Here is a 15,191-nt window from a genome sequence, read left to right as displayed (position 1 = left end):
GCGGTGCCGGCCGCGCGGGTTTTTCTCAGAAAGGGGCGTAGGTAGACTCCTTGCCCCATGGAGCGGTTCTTTGAGGGGCAGGTCGCCTTGGTCACGGGCGGGGGCAAGGGCATCGGCCTTGCGATCGCCCAGGCGCTTGCGGACCGCGGCGCGCGTGTGGCGGTCACGGGGCGGAACCTTGGGACTCTTCAGCAGGCGGTGAGGATTCTCGCGACCGAGGGGCTGGCTCTGGCGATGGACGTACGCGACCAAGCCTCGGTGGAGGTCGGGGTGGGGCAAGTCGCGGCCTGGGGCGGCAGGTTGGACCTCGTGGTGAACAACGCCGGGCTCGGCCTCATCATGACGCCCCTGGGCCAGACGTCGCCGCAGGCCTGGCGCGATGTGCTGGAGACCAACCTTACGGGCGCCTTCCTGGTGACCCGAGCGGCGTGGCCGCACCTGGTGGCGAGCCGGGGCCAAGTCCTGAATGTGAGCAGCATCGCAGGGACGCAGGGGTTCCATGGGAGCAGCGCGTACAGTGCCTCGAAGTTCGGGTTGAACGGTTTCACCGAGGTGCTGAAGCTGGAAGGCCAACCGCTCGGGGTCCGCGCGCTTTCGCTCTGCCCTGGTTCGGTCGACACGGACATCTGGTCCGATCTGGCGTCGGCGGAGCAGAGGGCCCGCATGCTCACGGCGGCACAGGTCGCGAAGGTCGCGGTGGAGGCGCTGGCCGCCCCCCGCAACATGGAGTTCGCGAACCCGCTAGTCGTGACGAACGCGGAGAGCCCGTTCGCCTAAGGCGGACTCGCGACGCTTCCGCTGGCTAGGAAGAGCCGAGCCCACCCCGCTCGGTGTCAGGGGGACAATTGGCTCAGCGGACGAAGTGGATGGCGGGGCTGGCGAGGTTGTCCAGCAGCATCACTGAAACGATCGGCAAGGGGCGGTCCTTGGCGATCTCGCGGGCTTCGTCGAAGCTCACTTCCATGCAGGACATGCCGCTCAGGTCGATCCATTCCGCAAATCGAAACGCTCCGAGTTCGGTCGAAAAGCACGCAAGGCCGTGTACGCCTTCGTGGCAATAGCACCCATATTTGCCGCTAGGCGGGTGCCGCAAGACGAAGACCACGTCGGGAAAGTGGTCGTCAATCTCTACAAACGGGCAGTCTTGTAGCTGCGTCATTTCCTATGCCTCCTATCGGCAGGGTTGTGTCCCCTTTGGAGCCTGCATAACGAGTCCATGTTCCCTTCGGTTCCAGATGACCATCCTTTCGATGCGCCGTTTGACCCTTCTCTGAGTGGTCAGCCCCTCTTGAAGAACCGCTTGTTGACCACTTGGCCCGGCACCAGTGTCCCGCGGACCTCAACATGGCACGACGTCTCCAGGGCGACAGTTGGTTCGAGGAAGGCGAAGGCGATGCCGCAATCCAGGAGCGGGGAAAAGACTCCGCTCGAGACTTTGCCCACCTCGCGCCCTTCGACCATCACGGACATGCCGGGTTGGGGCAGGCGCTTGCCCTCGAGCCGCACGCCTTGGAGCTTGGAGGGCGTGCCCTCCTTGCGGGCGTTCTGGATCTTCTCCGAGCCGAGGAACGACTTCGTCTTCGAGACCACCCAGCCGAGGCCTGCCGCGATCGGCGAAAGGTCGTCCGAGAGCTCGTGGCCGTAGAGCGGCAAGCCAGCCTCCACACGGAGGGTATCGCGCGAGCCGAGCCCGCAGGGTTCGACCCCGGCCTCCAGCAACGCCTTCCAAAGGCGCGGCGCGTCGGAGGCGGCGCATTGCAGCTCGTAGCCGTCCTCGCCCGTATAGCCGCTGCGAGCAGCGAAGCACGGCACTCCCGCGACCGTGCAGTCGAAAGCGTCGAAAAAGGCGGCTTCGGTGACGCGCCCCTTGTCCGGGCCGGCGAGCGCTGCGACGATCTCGGTGGCCCTCGGCCCTTGGACGGCGATCATCGCGGTCTCGTTCGTATAGTCGCGCATTTCGACGCCGCTTGTGTCGAGCGACTGCAGGTGGGCGACGTCCTTTCCGTGGTTGGCCGCGTTCACGACCATCTTGAAGCGGTCGTCTCCGAGGCGGTAAAGGATGATGTCGTCCACAGTGCCGCCCTGGGCGTTTGGCAGCATGGAGTATTGGCCCTGGCCGGCGGTGAGCTTTGCGACGTCGTTCGTGGTCGCCCACTCGAGGAACTCCAGCGTGCGCGGGCCGTGGAACTCGAGCCGGGCCATGTGGCTGACGTCGAACATGCCGGCGCCCTCGCGCACGGCCTTGGATTCGGCGATGACGCCCTTGTACTGCACGGGCAGGGAATAGCCAGCGAACTCCACCATGCGCCCGCCCAGGGCGACATGCTCGTCGTGGAGGGGGGTCGTCTTTACCGTTTCCGTCGCGGTCATGGTCGGATGTTGGCACGAGAAGCGGCATGGGCATCACGGCTTTTGCACTAGGCGGACGGGATTTTCGCCTGGCTCGCGGTTTATCTCGACTGGCGGAACGTCAAGACTATTGTCACCTATGAAAGCGGTTTTCACCCTTGCCCTCTTCGGCTTTTCCGCCCTCGCCATTTGTCAGGAAGAGGGATCCTATGTGCGTCCGAGCTCCGCGAGCCGGCAGTACAACGAATACCGAAAGCAATTGACCGAGCCCCTGCGCCACGTGGCGAAGATCAAGGCGCTCGTCGCGAGGCTTAAGCGCAACGAGAACGACGACCTGATGCTGCCGGACAAGGTCTACAACAGCCTTAGCGTCGATGAAAAGTTCACGTTCTGCATGCTCCATGGCGAGTATTTCTCGCAGAACTGCGACGCGATGCCGCCGATCCAGGATGAGGACAAGAAGATCTTCCCGTTCCCGCCGGCTGCCTTCGGGGACGAAGCGACGTGGAGCCAGCGCCAGTTGGACTTCATGGCGAAGAACCGCGCGAAGGTCGTCAGCCTTCTGCGCGAGACCATCCGGGCGCGCCAACGGGTCGGCGTGAACTTTAAAGCCGCGATCGATTACCTGAACGCGTGGGAACTGATCCCGGACCTCATTGCGGAATATCGGCGCGACAGAAAGGACCATGACATCCTCACTTTGCTGATGCTGCAAATGCGGAAGGCGGAGTACGAGCCCTTCTTCTATTGCGAGGCGTACCTTGCGCTTTATGGGGACGACAGCGGCTATCAAGCGTTCATGCCGCACACGGTGCCCACAGAACAGGAAATCTTGCGGCTTGCGCGCGGGTTCTACGAATCGAAGAAGCGTTGATGTTAGCGTTAGTCGCCTGTGCGTTTCTTTCAGCGCCACAATTCGTTACGGTGCCGGCAGGGCAGTACAGGGTCGGCAGTAGGGAAAAGCAAAACAACCCGGCGCGCGTCGTGCGGCTTAAGGCTTACGAGATCGCTAAGTTCGAGACCACAAACGACGAGTTTGCGGCCTTTGTCAAGGCGACGGGCTACGTCACCGACGCGGAACGGCTCGGCAACGCGATGGTGTTCCAGCCGCCTTTGCCGGAGTTCCGCTGGATTCGCGACAAGACGGCCCAGTGGCGATTTCCTAATGGAGTGACCCGGGGCGGCATCGAGGGCAAGGGACGGCATCCGGTTACTTCGATCAGCTTTAACGATGCCACCGCGTACTGCAAATGGGCTAAGGTGCGTCTGCCGAGCCTGGAAGAGTGGGAGGCCGCCGCACGCGCGGGAACGAGCGGAGACCACTTCTTTGGCGAGGTAGGGAAGATCGGGGAGTACGCGAACATCTGGCACGGCCGCGACCACACAAAAGCCGACAACTCTGACGGTTACGTAACGACCGCTCCTGCGGGGTCTTTCAAGGCAAACCCTTGGGGCCTTTACGACGTTTATGGCAACGTTTTCGAGTTTTGCACGGGTCGGTTGCCGACCGATAAGAGTAAGGCGACCGTCCACGCTCGGGGCGGTTCTTGGTGGTGCAGCAAGAACTCTTGCAGTTTCTTCAACTCGGTGGACGTCGGTGGAGTGAATCCCCGTGCCTCCTTTAGCAACCAAGGTTTTCGAGTCGCGCGGGACGCAAAGGGTTGAAGACGTGTCCAGTTATTAATAGAGCAACCCCGCACGATCCGTGCTGGGTTGCTCAAAGGATCTCCCGAAAGGTTTAACGGTAGATGACCGGGTAAGCCACACCGGCGATCCCGGGGTAAGCCGTCCACGTGTAGCCGGTGGCGGATCGGTAGTTGACGACTTGATAGCCGTAAGTGTAGAGCACGTTGCCCCACGGATAGTTCACGAGCGTGAGCCAACCGTATTCGGGGTGGAACGTGGAGCGGTTCGTCGGCCCGGGGCTCGTCCACCATCCCGTTTCCGGGGAATCGACGATGATGGCGGTCGTCACGTAGGACGTCTCACTTATCGCGTCCTCAGTAAATGGGAGCGCGTTGATCGTCCGGGTTGTGTAGACCTGGGTGCGATCCCTGATCGTGGCCATGTCGGACATTTCGCCGGTCTGGCTCGGTGCCGCGACGCGCATGCTCTCATCGTCCGGCATGGGTTGGAAGTAGCCTTCCGTCATCGAGCTCGGATTGGGCCTAAAGCTGCCAGTTTTGATCTTTATCGCAGTCTGGGAGTTCTGCGAGTTCGAGGTCGGGTCGCCACTTTGGGCAGTGGACTGCATCGGGGCCAGAGCGACCGCCAGGGTGAAAGCGCAAAACGCTAAGGTGTTGGAAAGTGTTTCTTTCTTCATACGTAACCTCACTTCGGTCATATGCAGTTAAGGAATACGCTCTTCAAGAACGCTACAGGGCACTTCTCCCTAGTGTTGGCTACTTTCGCTACGGGACACTACCAATAGCAAAACCGTTCTATTCGATAATCGTTAATCACAAGGACTCATTAGCCGTTAACGAATGGAGTTGTATTCAGTCACATGCGCGGCGGGCGCGCTAATCAGGGAGCCGCCAGAGATCCCAGACGTTCTCACACTCCCATTCTTCTGTCGGCTCGTGGCCGGCCAACCTCAGGGCAAGGAAGATGAGCCCGCAGTGCCATCCTTCATGCCAAATCATGTGCTGCAGATAGAGGACGGGGTGGTCGTAGTTGCCGACCTGTTGGGCGCCTTCCATGATCTTCGTGGCGACCCAATCGTGCACCAGACCCTCGCTTTCGGCGAGCCTTTCGCGAATCTCGTCGAGGTCGTGCGACGGGATCCACTCGTCCCCGGTGACGGTATAGAGGCTTGGCCCGTAGGGCTTCTCCAACCCAGCCGCGTTCATGTGCCAGTAGCGGCGCGTCGAGTGGAGATGGGCCAGGTGGAAGGCCACCGTCCATCCGTCTTCCGAGGGCTTGGCTTCCAGGAGCTCGGGCGTGAGGAGGGTGGTGATGTTGGCCAGGATCTTGGATTGGCGCGTCCAAGATTCGAGGAGGGCTTCAGTGGGCGTCACGTAGACAAATATACACCAAGAATATCCGTCGGTGTCAACGTCCTGGCGACCAAGGGCGCAAAATGGGGAGCCCCCGGTCCTTGGACCGAGGGCTCCGGCGATTGAGCGTGAAAGCGCGCGACCTTACTTGCGGCGGCGTCGCGCGAGGGCGAGCAGGCCGGCGCCCATGGCGACCATGGTGGCCGGCTCGGGCACGACTTCCAGGTCGAAGTCGTCGACGACGAACGCCTGGCCACCCGAAGCATTAACGCCGTTGATCATCGAGACGCGGGCGCGGACGAACGCGGTGTCCGTCGGGGCGGTGCCGCTGACGCTGTACTCCTTATAGTTGAAGGCAAAGCCGTTGACGACCTTCAGCTCGGCGAGCATCGAGTAGACGCTGCTGGAGAGAACGTTCTTGTTGGCATCGAGGAAGTCGAGCGCGAGAACGGCGTCTTCCATGGTGGCGTTGGCTTCAGCGCCGGCCCAACCCTTAAGGGTGTAGACGGAACCGGCCGCGGCCGCGACGTCCTGGTACAGGTGGCCGGTGACGGCGCCGTTGGCCGTGTTACCGGTGAAGGGCTTGAAGAAGAGGCCCCAGTCGCCGCCGTCCGCCACGTTGTTCGTGACGTCGAATCCGTCGGTGGTTTCCGGAGTCGGCGCGGGGCCGGCCCACGGCTCGCTAGAGGACTCGTCCTCGAACGCTCCCGTGACGGTGCGCGTGCCTTCGTTGACCCAACCGTCCGGCTTCGGAAGGAAGAAGCCAGGAACGATCTCCTGCTGATAGCGGCGGTCGAGGTTGCCGTTGTAAAGGAGGTTGGCCTGGGCGATACCCGAAAGTGCGACGACCCCTCCGAACCAAGCAAGTTTGTTGTTAATTTTCATGTTGTCAGCTCCTTCGCTGCAGATCTGATTGTAACCCTGCGACTTAGTGAATTGTTACTGGTTGCAACCATAATCCGGTACTTGTGCTATGCAAGACACCGCTATATTGTCCAAATCCGGCATTTTTGTGACAAGATGGCACAGAAAATTTACCAGAATCCCAGGTTACTGAACCGGTTAAGTCGGAGCTCCCGATTATCGCGACTCTATAACAGTTATGGCACGACCTCGACGCTACAAAATGATATACAAGGTGTCTATATGAATTAGTAGAGGCCCTCGATATGAGGCCTCGATTCTCGTGCACAAATGGAAAACTCTTCAGAGATTTAGGCGTTAACGGCCACCTGGATTCGGGCGACTGGGGAGTTTCGCGAGGCAGGGCATAATCTGGTGGTGGACCGCGACGTCGCCCCTTTGCCCGGATATCGGGAGCCTTATGGGCTCCTCTGCGCCATCTTGCAGGACGCCACCAACGACTGGCGCAAGATGGAGCTTTGGCACGAAGACCTTCCGGCCGAGGCGATGACGTGGCGCATCGCGCCGGGCATGCACAGCATGGGCGCGGTCATCCTGCACATGGCGAGCGTCGAGATTTATTGGCTGGAAGAGTTCGTCTTGAGGCGGCAGGCAGACCCCGAAGAAGTCAGGCTCCTCTTGCGTGCGGAGACGGACGTCGACAACAACCAGTGGCCGGACGCCCCGAGCCAGCCTCTGCGCTGGTACTACGAGTTGCACGACCGGTTGCGGGCGAGGACGCTGGAGTCGGTGAAGGAGTGGCCCGGGCCGGAGGAGCGGATTCCCATGCACGACTTCACCATAACGCCGCGGTGGGTGCTGGGCCATGTCATCCAGCACGAGAGCTACCACGGCGGGCAGATCCTGATGCTCCACGACCTCTGGAAGGCGCAGCAGGGCTAACTCATGCATGCGGAGGGTGAGAACCAGGTCCGGTTTCTTGCCCCTTGGCGCAAAGAAAAAGCTCCCGGCCTTCACGGCCGGGAGCGGGGAGTTCGAGACCTTAAAGGTTTGTCAGCCCTTGACGGTCCAGTTGACGAACTCGGTCTCGTGGCACCAAAGCGGCACGCCGGCGGGGCCGGTCTGGCGGATGCGATAGCGCATCTTGACGGCGTTGCCCGGGCCGATGTAGCGGCTGAGAACGCCGGTGCCAGCAAGGGTGCGGGTGGCGAACGTGGTGTTCACGGCGTCCGATCGGGTGTCCGTGACGTCCCAGTTGTTGGTCGAGTAGTTGAAGAGCTCCAGGTTCTGGCGGAACGAGCCGGTCGTGGCCATGCGGGTCTTCGCGGTGAGCGAGAACTCGGTCGGGGCCGCGATCGTGGAGACTCCGCTTACTTCGACGTTGATCGGGTCGACGACCTGGTTCGGCACGATGAACTTGCAGACGCGCAGGGCGTTGTTGTCATCGTTGGCGAGGCTCGCGAGGTTGCCGCTTGCGGTCCGGCCAAGGAGGACCTGGAAGGCGCTCGGAATGATCGTCGCGGTGCTGCCCGTGGCGGTGAGGTCGAAGTCGTCGCAGACGAAGGCCTGGCCTCCGCCGTTGGGGCTGGCGGTGGCGTCGAGCATGGAGATGCGGGCTCGGACGAAAGCCGTGCCGGCTGGGGCCGTCGCGGAGACCGAGTACTTCTTATAGTTGAACCGCTCCCCGTTCTCAATGAAGAGGTCGGCGAGGATAGACCGCTCGTTGGAGACGATCACGTTTCGGTTGGCATCGAGGAAGTCGATGGCGAGGACGGCGTCCCGCATGGTCGCGTTCGCCTCGGCGCCCGCCCAACCCGTGAGCATGTAGCCCGTGCCCGCGGTGCCGGGCACGTCCTGGAAGAGGTGGCCGGTGGCGGTGCCGTTGGCCACGTTGCCCGTGAAGGGCTTGAAGAAGACGCCCCAGTCGAGACCGTTCGGGTCGTTGTTGGTGACGTCGAAACCGTTGGTGGTCTCAGGGGTCGGCGCGGGGCCGGCCCACGGCTCACTGGACATTTCGTCCTCGTAGGGGCCTGAGATGCTTTGCGTGCCGACGTTCTGCCAGATGTGCGGCTTCGGCAGGAAGAACCCGGGCAGGATCTCCTGCTGATAGGTCACGTCGAGGTCGCCGTTAGCCAACAGGTTAGCCTGGCCGAAGGCAGAGAGGGCTGCAAGCCCTGCGAACAATGCGAATTTGAGGCGGTTTGTCATTTTGTCAGCTCCTTCGCTGCGCTCTGATTCTATCTTCGGAACGGCATGCAAAGCTATGCTTCTTGGTGTTTTTCAAGTACTTTTGCCTGGCATTTGGGGCCCCCGCCAGCTGGTTTGCGACCGGTTCAACAACCTCAGGCTGAATCGGTTCAGCCCGGCGGCGTGCAGAGAGCGCGCGCAGTTGCGAGGAATTTATTGACTAATAAAGACAAGGAATGGCACATAAGTTATAGGATAAGCATGGGTGATTGACAGTTTCAGGAAAATATTTACGGTTTAGTACCAGGTTCAATGATTGCAAACAATTGGGGGGAGCGTCCGCGATCGGCCGCAGTCGACTTGACAAGGACCCAGACCACCCAGCCTCTGTTGAGCAATACTTAGGCAGATGCCTAACCAAGTTGCCGACTTCGACAGCGTGTTCCAGGCTCTCGCGAACCCGACGCGGCGCGGAGTCTTGGAGCGGCTGGCGCTTGGCTCGGCGGCCATGACGGAACTGGCCAAGCCGTTCGACATGGCGCTGCCTTCCTTCCTCCAGCACCTCCAGGTCCTGGAGCAGGCGGGGCTCGTGGCATCGGAGAAGCGGGGGCGGTCGCGGGTCTTCCAGCTCCGGCCCCAGCCGATCGCGCAGGCCGAAGGCTGGTTGGCGGCCCACCGCCGCCAATGGGAGGCCCGTCTCGACCGCCTCGACGCATTCCTAAAGGAGACCAAGAACCAATGAACTCTGCACATGTTTTCAACCCCGAACTCGACCTGAGGCTCGAGCGCGTGATCGACGTCGCACCCGAGAAGGTGTGGGCGGCCTGGACGGAACCCGAGCTCTTGAAGCAGTGGTTCACGCCCCGCCCATGGCGGACCAGCGAGGTTGACGTCGATTTGCGGCCTGGCGGCAAGTTCCGAACCCTGATGGAGGGCCCGGAAGGGGAGAGCTTCGACGGCACCGGGTGTTACCTCGAGGTCGTGCCGAACCAGCGGCTGGTCTGGACGTCAGCGCTCGAGCCGGGGTACCGGCCGAAGGGCGTCCCTGACCAAGGGTTCGTCTTTACGGCCCTCATCGAGCTAGAACCTGTACCCAGCGGCTGCAAGTACACGGCGACGGTGATCCACGGGAACCCGCAGGACAAGCAGCAGCACGAGGGAATGGGCTTCTACGACGTTTGGGGCAAGGCCCTCGACCAGCTCGTGGAGATGGTCTCGGCGAGAGTCTGACCAGCCGCGCCCGGCGGCGCAGCCGCCGGGCATACTGAGGGTGGCAAGCATGACCACCCTCCTGGCTTTCACCCTCCTCGTCGCGCCGCAAGAGGCGGCGCGTAAAGCGAGCACGACCGGCGACATCCGGTACCACGAGCGCTTCGCGTCCAAGTCGCTCGGCAACGAGCGGACGGTGCGCGTCTATCTGCCGCCAGGTTATGTCTCGTCGAGCGCGCGGTACCCCGTGCTCTATATGCACGACGGCCAAAACCTCTTCGACGGACGGACGAGCTACATCCCGAACAAGGAGTGGCGCGCGGACGAGGCGGCGGAAGCCTTGATCAGGAGCGGGTGGATCGAGCCGGTGATCCTCGTCGGGGTCGACAACGCGGGAATGGCGCGCGGGGACGAGTACTTGCCCACCCGCGCGAAGGCTGGCTCCGCGGAGATGGGCGGCAAGGCGGACAAGTACGGCGACTTCTTGGTGGACGAGCTGAAACCTTTCATCGACCGCACGTACCGCACCAAGACGGGGCGGAAGGACACGGCGGTCTGCGGCTCTTCGTTCGGCGGCATCGTGACTCTGCACCTCTTGCTTTCGCGGGCTGCGGTCTTCGGCAAGGGCGCAGTCGTCTCCCCCTCGGTCTGGTGGGACGGACGGGTGATGCTCACGAGGGTCGCTGAGCTCAAAAAGAAGCCGGACACCCGGATCTGGGTGGACATGGGGGCCCTGGAAGGGCGGGAAGCGGTCACCGACGCGCGCGACCTGGCCCAGGCGCTGAAGGCGAAGGGGTGGCGCGAGAACCGCGACCTTGTGTACTACGAGGACGCGAACGCGGAGCACAACGAAGAGGCCTGGGCCCGCCGCTTCGACCTCATCCTGCTCTTCCTCTTCGGCAAGGACTAGGCGGCGGGGCCGGATTGGGGTTTCAGACCAGTGCGTGAACGCGCTCGTCGGCCTTGGCCAATTCCACCACCGTCTTGACGGGCTGGACATCGTTCTCGATGAAGGGGTCGGCGTTCAGTGCCCAGCTTCAACATCAAGGCTGACTAGAGTAATCTGCAAACAGAGAGTGTCGGACGAGCAGAAAGAGATCGTTGCCCTGACCCAGGAACTTTTGGACTCGGTGGCCTCTGGGGATTGGCGGACTTACGAGCGCCTCTGCGACCCGGGCCTGACTGCCTTCGAGCCGGAGGCGCGCGGCCAACTGGTCGAAGGGCTCCCGTTCCACCGCTTTTACTTCGATCTGCGAGAAACGGGCCCGGTCATGCAGTCCACCATTTGCTCTCCGAAGGTCTGGCTTACGGGCGACCTCGCGGTGATCGCCTATTCGCGCCTGGTGCAGCACGCGACCGGGACGCTGCAATACGAGGAGACGCGCGTTTGGCAACGGTGCACGGAGGGCTGGCGCCACATCCATTTCCACCGCTCGGCGAACGGTTAGGTCAAGAAAAAAGGGCCGCTGGAGGGAATCCAGCGGCTCAATGCTTGCCAGGAGTGAAGGCTATTCCTTTTGCGCTATGGTCTTGGCTGGTTCCGCAGCGCGCTTTTCGCTGAGCGTAGCCAGGTAGAGCGCGAGGTTTTCCCGCTCTTCGGCGGTGCCGACGAGAGGCGGCATGTATTTGGGATAGGGCGAATCCTTTGGAGGTTCGTGCAGCATGTCTAAGAGTTGGCGGATGGCTTGGATGTCGCGCCCTTGCAGGAGCTTTGTCATCGAGCGGTAGCCGTTTGTCGTGTGGCACGACATGCACTGCCCGCGGAACATCGCCTGGCCGAGCTGGACAGGTTCCATCTCCTTCGTGGTCCAGATCGAGTGGGCTAGGTAGCCCTCGGTGTCCAATTTTTGGACTTCGGTCGTGCGGACCCCGTTCGAATACATGAACCCGTGGATGACGTAGGGTTTGCGGACCGTTTCTCGCGCGTACTCGGTGGATGCGGTCGCGACGGCGGCGAGCCCCAGCAGGGCGATAGCGTGGCTCTTCGTGAGGTCGCGCGGATACTTGAATGCGAAGAAATAGACGACGCCCGCGATCGTGACCGTTGTCAGGATGGTGAGCATCGAGATGCGGGTGACCTGGGTGAACATGCCCGACCCGATGGTGGAGAGCCCGCGTGTGAGAATCTCGCGGCTGTCCGGCTGCATCGAGAACATCATCCAGACGAGGCCGAGGGGCAGGAGCAGCACCATCGGCATGAGCCACTTGGCGCTCCACTGGACCATCCGCGCCTTGGTCTTCTCGATCTCCGGCCCTTCGACCCGGGAGTAGGAGATGAGCGCATAGATCCCCGCCAGCGACAGGCAGGCGAGCGTCCGCAGGAAGAGGGAGGGGAAGTAAGTCGGGTTGAAGAAGGCCATCCAGAACTGGCTTGCTTCCGTGCCGGTTCCTGCGACCTTGAGCCACGCGCTGCCCGGCGTGAGCATGAAGGAGAGGATGCCGTTGATGATGACGAGGGTAAGGAAGGAGGAGGCCGCGTAGAGGTACCCCACCTTTAAGTGGAGCGCCCGTGGGATACGGTTCCAACTGTAGTAGTAAACGGCGGCGGCCGCCAGCTCCACGACGAAGAACACCCACTCGATCGCCCAACCGAAGACGAAGTTATGGATGAGGGTCGAGGTCGCCTCGGGGTGCACCAAGCCGATCGAGAACCAAATCCCGACCCCGGAGATGGCCCCGAAGATGCCGGTGGTCACGAGGAAAAGGCGCGAGTGACGGATCAGCACGGGCAGCCATTCCTCCCTTCCTTCCCGATAGATCTTTGCTTCGGCCAGCGGCAGGTAAAGCCCGCCGCCGACCGCGAACCAGGCGATGAGCACGTGGTAGATCGACACGATGCCGATCACCCACGCCCCGCCTATGACTGGCACTTCCCAATACGGATAGTTCATGTTTTGTTCTGCCTTATAACGGGCCCAGGTAGCCCCACATGGTCGTCAGGATGAGCACGGCGACGACGAAGATGCCGAAGTACGTGGCTTGGCGGCCGCGCGTCCCGTTCTCGTGCTTGTTGTCGAAGACCGGCACGAGCGCCCAGAGCACGAGGCCGAGAGTGAAGAGGGTCATCCCGATCGCCTCTCCGGCCATGCCGGGGAAGAGGTTGCCGAGAAGCTTGAGCACGGCGTAAGGGCTCATGAAGAACCACTCCGGTTTGATGCCGACGGGGGCGGGAGCCAGGGGGTCGGCCATCGGCCCGAGCTGCCAGGGGAAGGCGGCGGCCATCAGCGCGATCACGTTGAGCGTGATGAGCCACATGGCGAGGTCCTTGGCAAGGAAGTTCGGGAAGAACGGCATGGACTTCCGCTCCGATTCCGGCTTCTCCTCTTCGCTGGGCGGCAGGGCGTTGCCATGCTTCTGGACGAGCCAGAGGTGGACGCCGAGCAACGGCAGGTAAAGAAGCGGCAGGACGACGGCGTGCAGGGCGAAAAAGCGCTGGACGGTGAACTCCGTGACTTCGAGGCCCCCCCGCAGCAGGTCCGCGATGGGCTGGCCGATGAGCGGGATCGAGGCGGGGACTTCCAGGCCGACCTTGGTCGCGAAGAACGCGAGGTCGTCCATCGGCAGGAGGTAGCCGCTGAACCCGAACGTGAGCCCGAGCAGCAAGAGCAGGATGCCGGACCACCAGCCGATCTCACGCGGACGTCGGTACGCCCGCATGAAGTACACGGTGAACATGTGGATGAACACCGAGAGGAGGAAAGCGCTCGCCGCCCAAACGTGCATCGACCGGATGAGCCAGCCGAAGTGGATCTCGTAAGTCAGCTGCCGGACCGATTCGTAAGCCTCGGGGCCGGGGCGGTAATAGACCATTAAGAGGACGCCGGTGACGGCCTGCAACAGGAAGCAGAAGAGCGAGATCCCGCCCCAGTAGTACCAAGCCGTTTGGTTGTGGAGGGGAACCGTCTTCTTCTTCGCATGGGCGATGACGTCTTCCAGGCCGAGCCGGTCGACGAGGTAGGAACCGATCTTTGCCATTTAGACCCTCGACACCTTGACAAATCCGGATTGGACGTCGGTCTTGTACGCGGTGAGGGGCCGGGGCGGCGGGCCCGAGACGTTGTGGCCCGTCTTGGCGTCGTAGACCCCGCCGTGGCAGGCGCACCTGATCTGCTGCGTCTCGGGGTGGTAAGCCACGGTGCAGCCCATGTGGGTGCAGACCGCGTCCAAGGCGATCCAAGAGTCGTCCTCGTGATGGATGAGCAGCGCGGGGCGCACGCCGAACTTAAAGATCATCGCGGAGCCCTTCGGGAGCTCGTCGGCCTTCTCCAAGGAGATTTCGGTGACGGCCGCCATCGCCTGCGCCTTCTCGACCGGCGAATAGAGGTAGCGGTAGATGGGGTATCCGAGCGCGGCCAGGTAGGCGACAGAGACCCCGACGACGGCGACGCGCACGAAGCCTCGGCGGGACATCTCGTCGTCCCTATCGTTCTCGACGTTTGGACTGTCTTGATTAGTCATGGATTCGCTCATAGGGCCACCTCCTCGGTCGGCGGGGTTGCTTTGCGCATAACTTGCAGGAGCCAGTAAACGACGCCGAGCATCGCCACAAAGAGGAGCAGGAAGACGACGAGGACGCTCCAGTTCGGGTACACGGGCGTCAGGTTCACGTCGAACCCTTTCGGCTGTAGCGTGAAGTCGCGGATGCCGTCCCGGACGATGCCGGCCGCCACGTTGGCGACGAGGCCGAGGACGAGGCCAAGGCTGCCGATGAGCGTGTTCGTCTTGCCGAGCCCTTGGACCAGCCCGAGCAAGCCGCCCAGCAAAATGGTCGCGGCGCTGGCCAGAAGTGAGACCTGGTGCATGGGGGACGCCATGATCGCGGAGAGCACGTGCTCGGGCTGGCCCGTCACGATCCGCCATCCGAAGAAGAGCATCGGCAGCGCGCCGACTCCGGCGAGCATGCCGCCCGACCGTCGCAGGGCGTTGCGGACGCCTTCCTGCAGATAGACCATGTTGCTCAGCAGCGCAGCCCAGAGCCCGCCGATCAGCGGCCCGCCGCTCATGACGAAGAGCCATCGGGACGAGGTGGTCGGGTCGCCGCTGAAACCTTGGAGCCCCACCGGGCTCTTCTGGTACATGGCTTGCCATACTTCCGGGTGCAGCATGAGCGTCATGTTAAACGCGTAGATCTGCCCGATCCCAAGCACGATAAGAAGCGTGAACAGGGCTATGTGCCATGCCGCCCTTCCCTTTTCCATCGCGGCGATGGTGCGATAGAGCAACCAGTAAGAAAGCATCAACAACAGGAGGATCGAGAACCAGACGGCTCCGATCAAGACGCTGCTGCTATAGATTTGCTGACCGTATAGGACTTGGACAAAAAGGAGGGGCGGTACGCCCAAGTTGATGACGAAAGTCATCACAACGGGGAGGCGCTTGGCCAAGGTGTAACTTGCACCGAGGAGCCCCACGTCCTTTGCAGACCTTGCCCTGACGTTCAGCCAGATGACGAGCACCAGGCTTCCCACCAGGATCATGACCGCGGAGAAGTGCAGGCCGAGAGTCAGGACGCTCAGGAGCTTGATCAACCAGACTGGAGCCGGCAGAGGGATAGGATCGGCGGATGGAAAGAGGTTGTTCACC

At 62.2% G+C, this 15,191-nt stretch carries 18 protein-coding genes; 8 read left to right on the top strand and 10 right to left on the bottom strand.

The genetic code is table 11. The features are described 5' to 3' along the window. Window positions 1-57: 57 nt before the first annotated feature. Complete coding sequence (locus KF733_11070) at window positions 58-777, top strand: SDR family NAD(P)-dependent oxidoreductase (GenBank protein QYK55543.1); 720 nt, start codon at window positions 58-60, stop codon at window positions 775-777. 73 nt (window positions 778-850) lie between these two features. Here the strand turns inward: KF733_11070 and KF733_11065 are convergent, their stop codons facing one another. Continuing rightward, window positions 851-1,159 (bottom strand): hypothetical protein, encoded by a 309-nt coding sequence (locus KF733_11065; protein ID QYK55542.1) that lies wholly within the window; start codon window positions 1,157-1,159, stop codon window positions 851-853. A 119-nt stretch (window positions 1,160-1,278) separates the two neighbouring features. Beyond that, on the bottom strand, window positions 1,279-2,370 hold the full coding sequence (gcvT, locus tag KF733_11060; GenBank protein QYK55541.1) for a glycine cleavage system aminomethyltransferase GcvT: 1,092 nt from the start codon (window positions 2,368-2,370) through the stop codon (window positions 1,279-1,281). 118 nt (window positions 2,371-2,488) lie between these two features. Here gcvT and KF733_11055 point away from each other — a divergent pair, with 118 nt between their 5' ends. Both KF733_11055 and KF733_11050 read left to right on the top strand, forming a co-directional pair. Beyond that, on the top strand, window positions 2,489-3,223 hold the full coding sequence (locus KF733_11055; protein ID QYK55540.1) for a hypothetical protein: 735 nt from the start codon (window positions 2,489-2,491) through the stop codon (window positions 3,221-3,223). A 50-nt stretch (window positions 3,224-3,273) separates the two neighbouring features. Then, window positions 3,274-4,014, top strand: coding sequence for an SUMF1/EgtB/PvdO family nonheme iron enzyme (locus tag KF733_11050; GenBank protein ID QYK55539.1), 741 nt, complete (start codon window positions 3,274-3,276; stop codon window positions 4,012-4,014). 73 nt (window positions 4,015-4,087) lie between these two features. Here KF733_11050 and KF733_11045 read toward each other — a convergent pair whose 3' ends face one another. The 3 genes from KF733_11045 to KF733_11035 all read right to left on the bottom strand — a co-directional run bounded on the left by KF733_11045 (window position 4,088) and on the right by KF733_11035 (window position 6,233). Continuing rightward, window positions 4,088-4,672, bottom strand: coding sequence for a hypothetical protein (locus tag KF733_11045; GenBank protein ID QYK55538.1), 585 nt, complete (start codon window positions 4,670-4,672; stop codon window positions 4,088-4,090). Window positions 4,673-4,871: 199 nt separating this feature from the next. Then, window positions 4,872-5,369 (bottom strand): DinB family protein, encoded by a 498-nt coding sequence (locus KF733_11040; GenBank protein ID QYK55537.1) that lies wholly within the window; start codon window positions 5,367-5,369, stop codon window positions 4,872-4,874. Window positions 5,370-5,492: 123 nt separating this feature from the next. Further along, window positions 5,493-6,233, bottom strand: coding sequence for a PEP-CTERM sorting domain-containing protein (locus KF733_11035; GenBank protein ID QYK55536.1), 741 nt, complete (start codon window positions 6,231-6,233; stop codon window positions 5,493-5,495). Window positions 6,234-6,629: 396 nt separating this feature from the next. Here KF733_11035 and KF733_11030 point away from each other — a divergent pair, with 396 nt between their 5' ends. Beyond that, entirely contained in the window at window positions 6,630-7,154 is a 525-nt protein-coding gene (locus KF733_11030; protein QYK55535.1) for a DinB family protein, read from the top strand. 111 nt (window positions 7,155-7,265) lie between these two features. Here KF733_11030 and KF733_11025 read toward each other — a convergent pair whose 3' ends face one another. After that, window positions 7,266-8,396, bottom strand: coding sequence for a hypothetical protein (locus KF733_11025; protein ID QYK55534.1), 1,131 nt, complete (start codon window positions 8,394-8,396; stop codon window positions 7,266-7,268). A 412-nt stretch (window positions 8,397-8,808) separates the two neighbouring features. Here KF733_11025 and KF733_11020 point away from each other — a divergent pair, with 412 nt between their 5' ends. The 4 genes from KF733_11020 (at window position 8,809) to KF733_11005 (ending at window position 11,056) form a co-directional block, all read left to right on the top strand. Then, complete coding sequence (locus KF733_11020) at window positions 8,809-9,141, top strand: helix-turn-helix transcriptional regulator (protein ID QYK55533.1); 333 nt, start codon at window positions 8,809-8,811, stop codon at window positions 9,139-9,141. Continuing rightward, on the top strand, window positions 9,138-9,629 hold the full coding sequence (locus KF733_11015) for an SRPBCC family protein (GenBank protein ID QYK55532.1): 492 nt from the start codon (window positions 9,138-9,140) through the stop codon (window positions 9,627-9,629). The genes KF733_11020 and KF733_11015 overlap by 4 nt, the downstream gene beginning before the upstream one ends. A gap of 49 nt (window positions 9,630-9,678) precedes the next feature. Next, window positions 9,679-10,518 carry an alpha/beta hydrolase gene (locus tag KF733_11010; GenBank protein QYK55531.1) on the top strand — a complete coding sequence of 280 codons (840 nt, stop codon included), beginning with the start codon at window positions 9,679-9,681 and terminating at the stop codon, window positions 10,516-10,518. 166 nt (window positions 10,519-10,684) lie between these two features. Beyond that, window positions 10,685-11,056 (top strand): DUF4440 domain-containing protein, encoded by a 372-nt coding sequence (locus KF733_11005; GenBank protein QYK55530.1) that lies wholly within the window; start codon window positions 10,685-10,687, stop codon window positions 11,054-11,056. Window positions 11,057-11,116: 60 nt separating this feature from the next. Here KF733_11005 and KF733_11000 read toward each other — a convergent pair whose 3' ends face one another. Genes KF733_11000 through KF733_10985 form a run of 4 tightly spaced genes read right to left on the bottom strand, consistent with a single transcriptional unit; the run spans window position 11,117 to window position 15,136 of the window. Then, entirely contained in the window at window positions 11,117-12,499 is a 1,383-nt protein-coding gene (locus KF733_11000) for a cytochrome ubiquinol oxidase subunit I (GenBank protein QYK55529.1), read from the bottom strand. 13 nt (window positions 12,500-12,512) lie between these two features. Continuing rightward, on the bottom strand, window positions 12,513-13,583 hold the full coding sequence (locus KF733_10995; GenBank protein QYK55528.1) for a cytochrome bc complex cytochrome b subunit: 1,071 nt from the start codon (window positions 13,581-13,583) through the stop codon (window positions 12,513-12,515). After that, window positions 13,584-14,066 (bottom strand): Rieske (2Fe-2S) protein, encoded by a 483-nt coding sequence (locus KF733_10990; GenBank protein ID QYK55527.1) that lies wholly within the window; start codon window positions 14,064-14,066, stop codon window positions 13,584-13,586. A gap of 8 nt (window positions 14,067-14,074) precedes the next feature. Beyond that, entirely contained in the window at window positions 14,075-15,136 is a 1,062-nt protein-coding gene (locus tag KF733_10985; protein QYK55526.1) for a hypothetical protein, read from the bottom strand. Window positions 15,137-15,191: the final 55 nt, after the last annotated feature.

Source organism: Fimbriimonadaceae bacterium (genome assembly GCA_019454125.1).
Taxonomy (GTDB): Bacteria; Armatimonadota; Fimbriimonadia; order Fimbriimonadales; family Fimbriimonadaceae; genus JALHNM01.
Note: the sequence above shows the minus strand (reverse complement) of the source record. Positions and strands in the feature narration are given on the sequence as shown.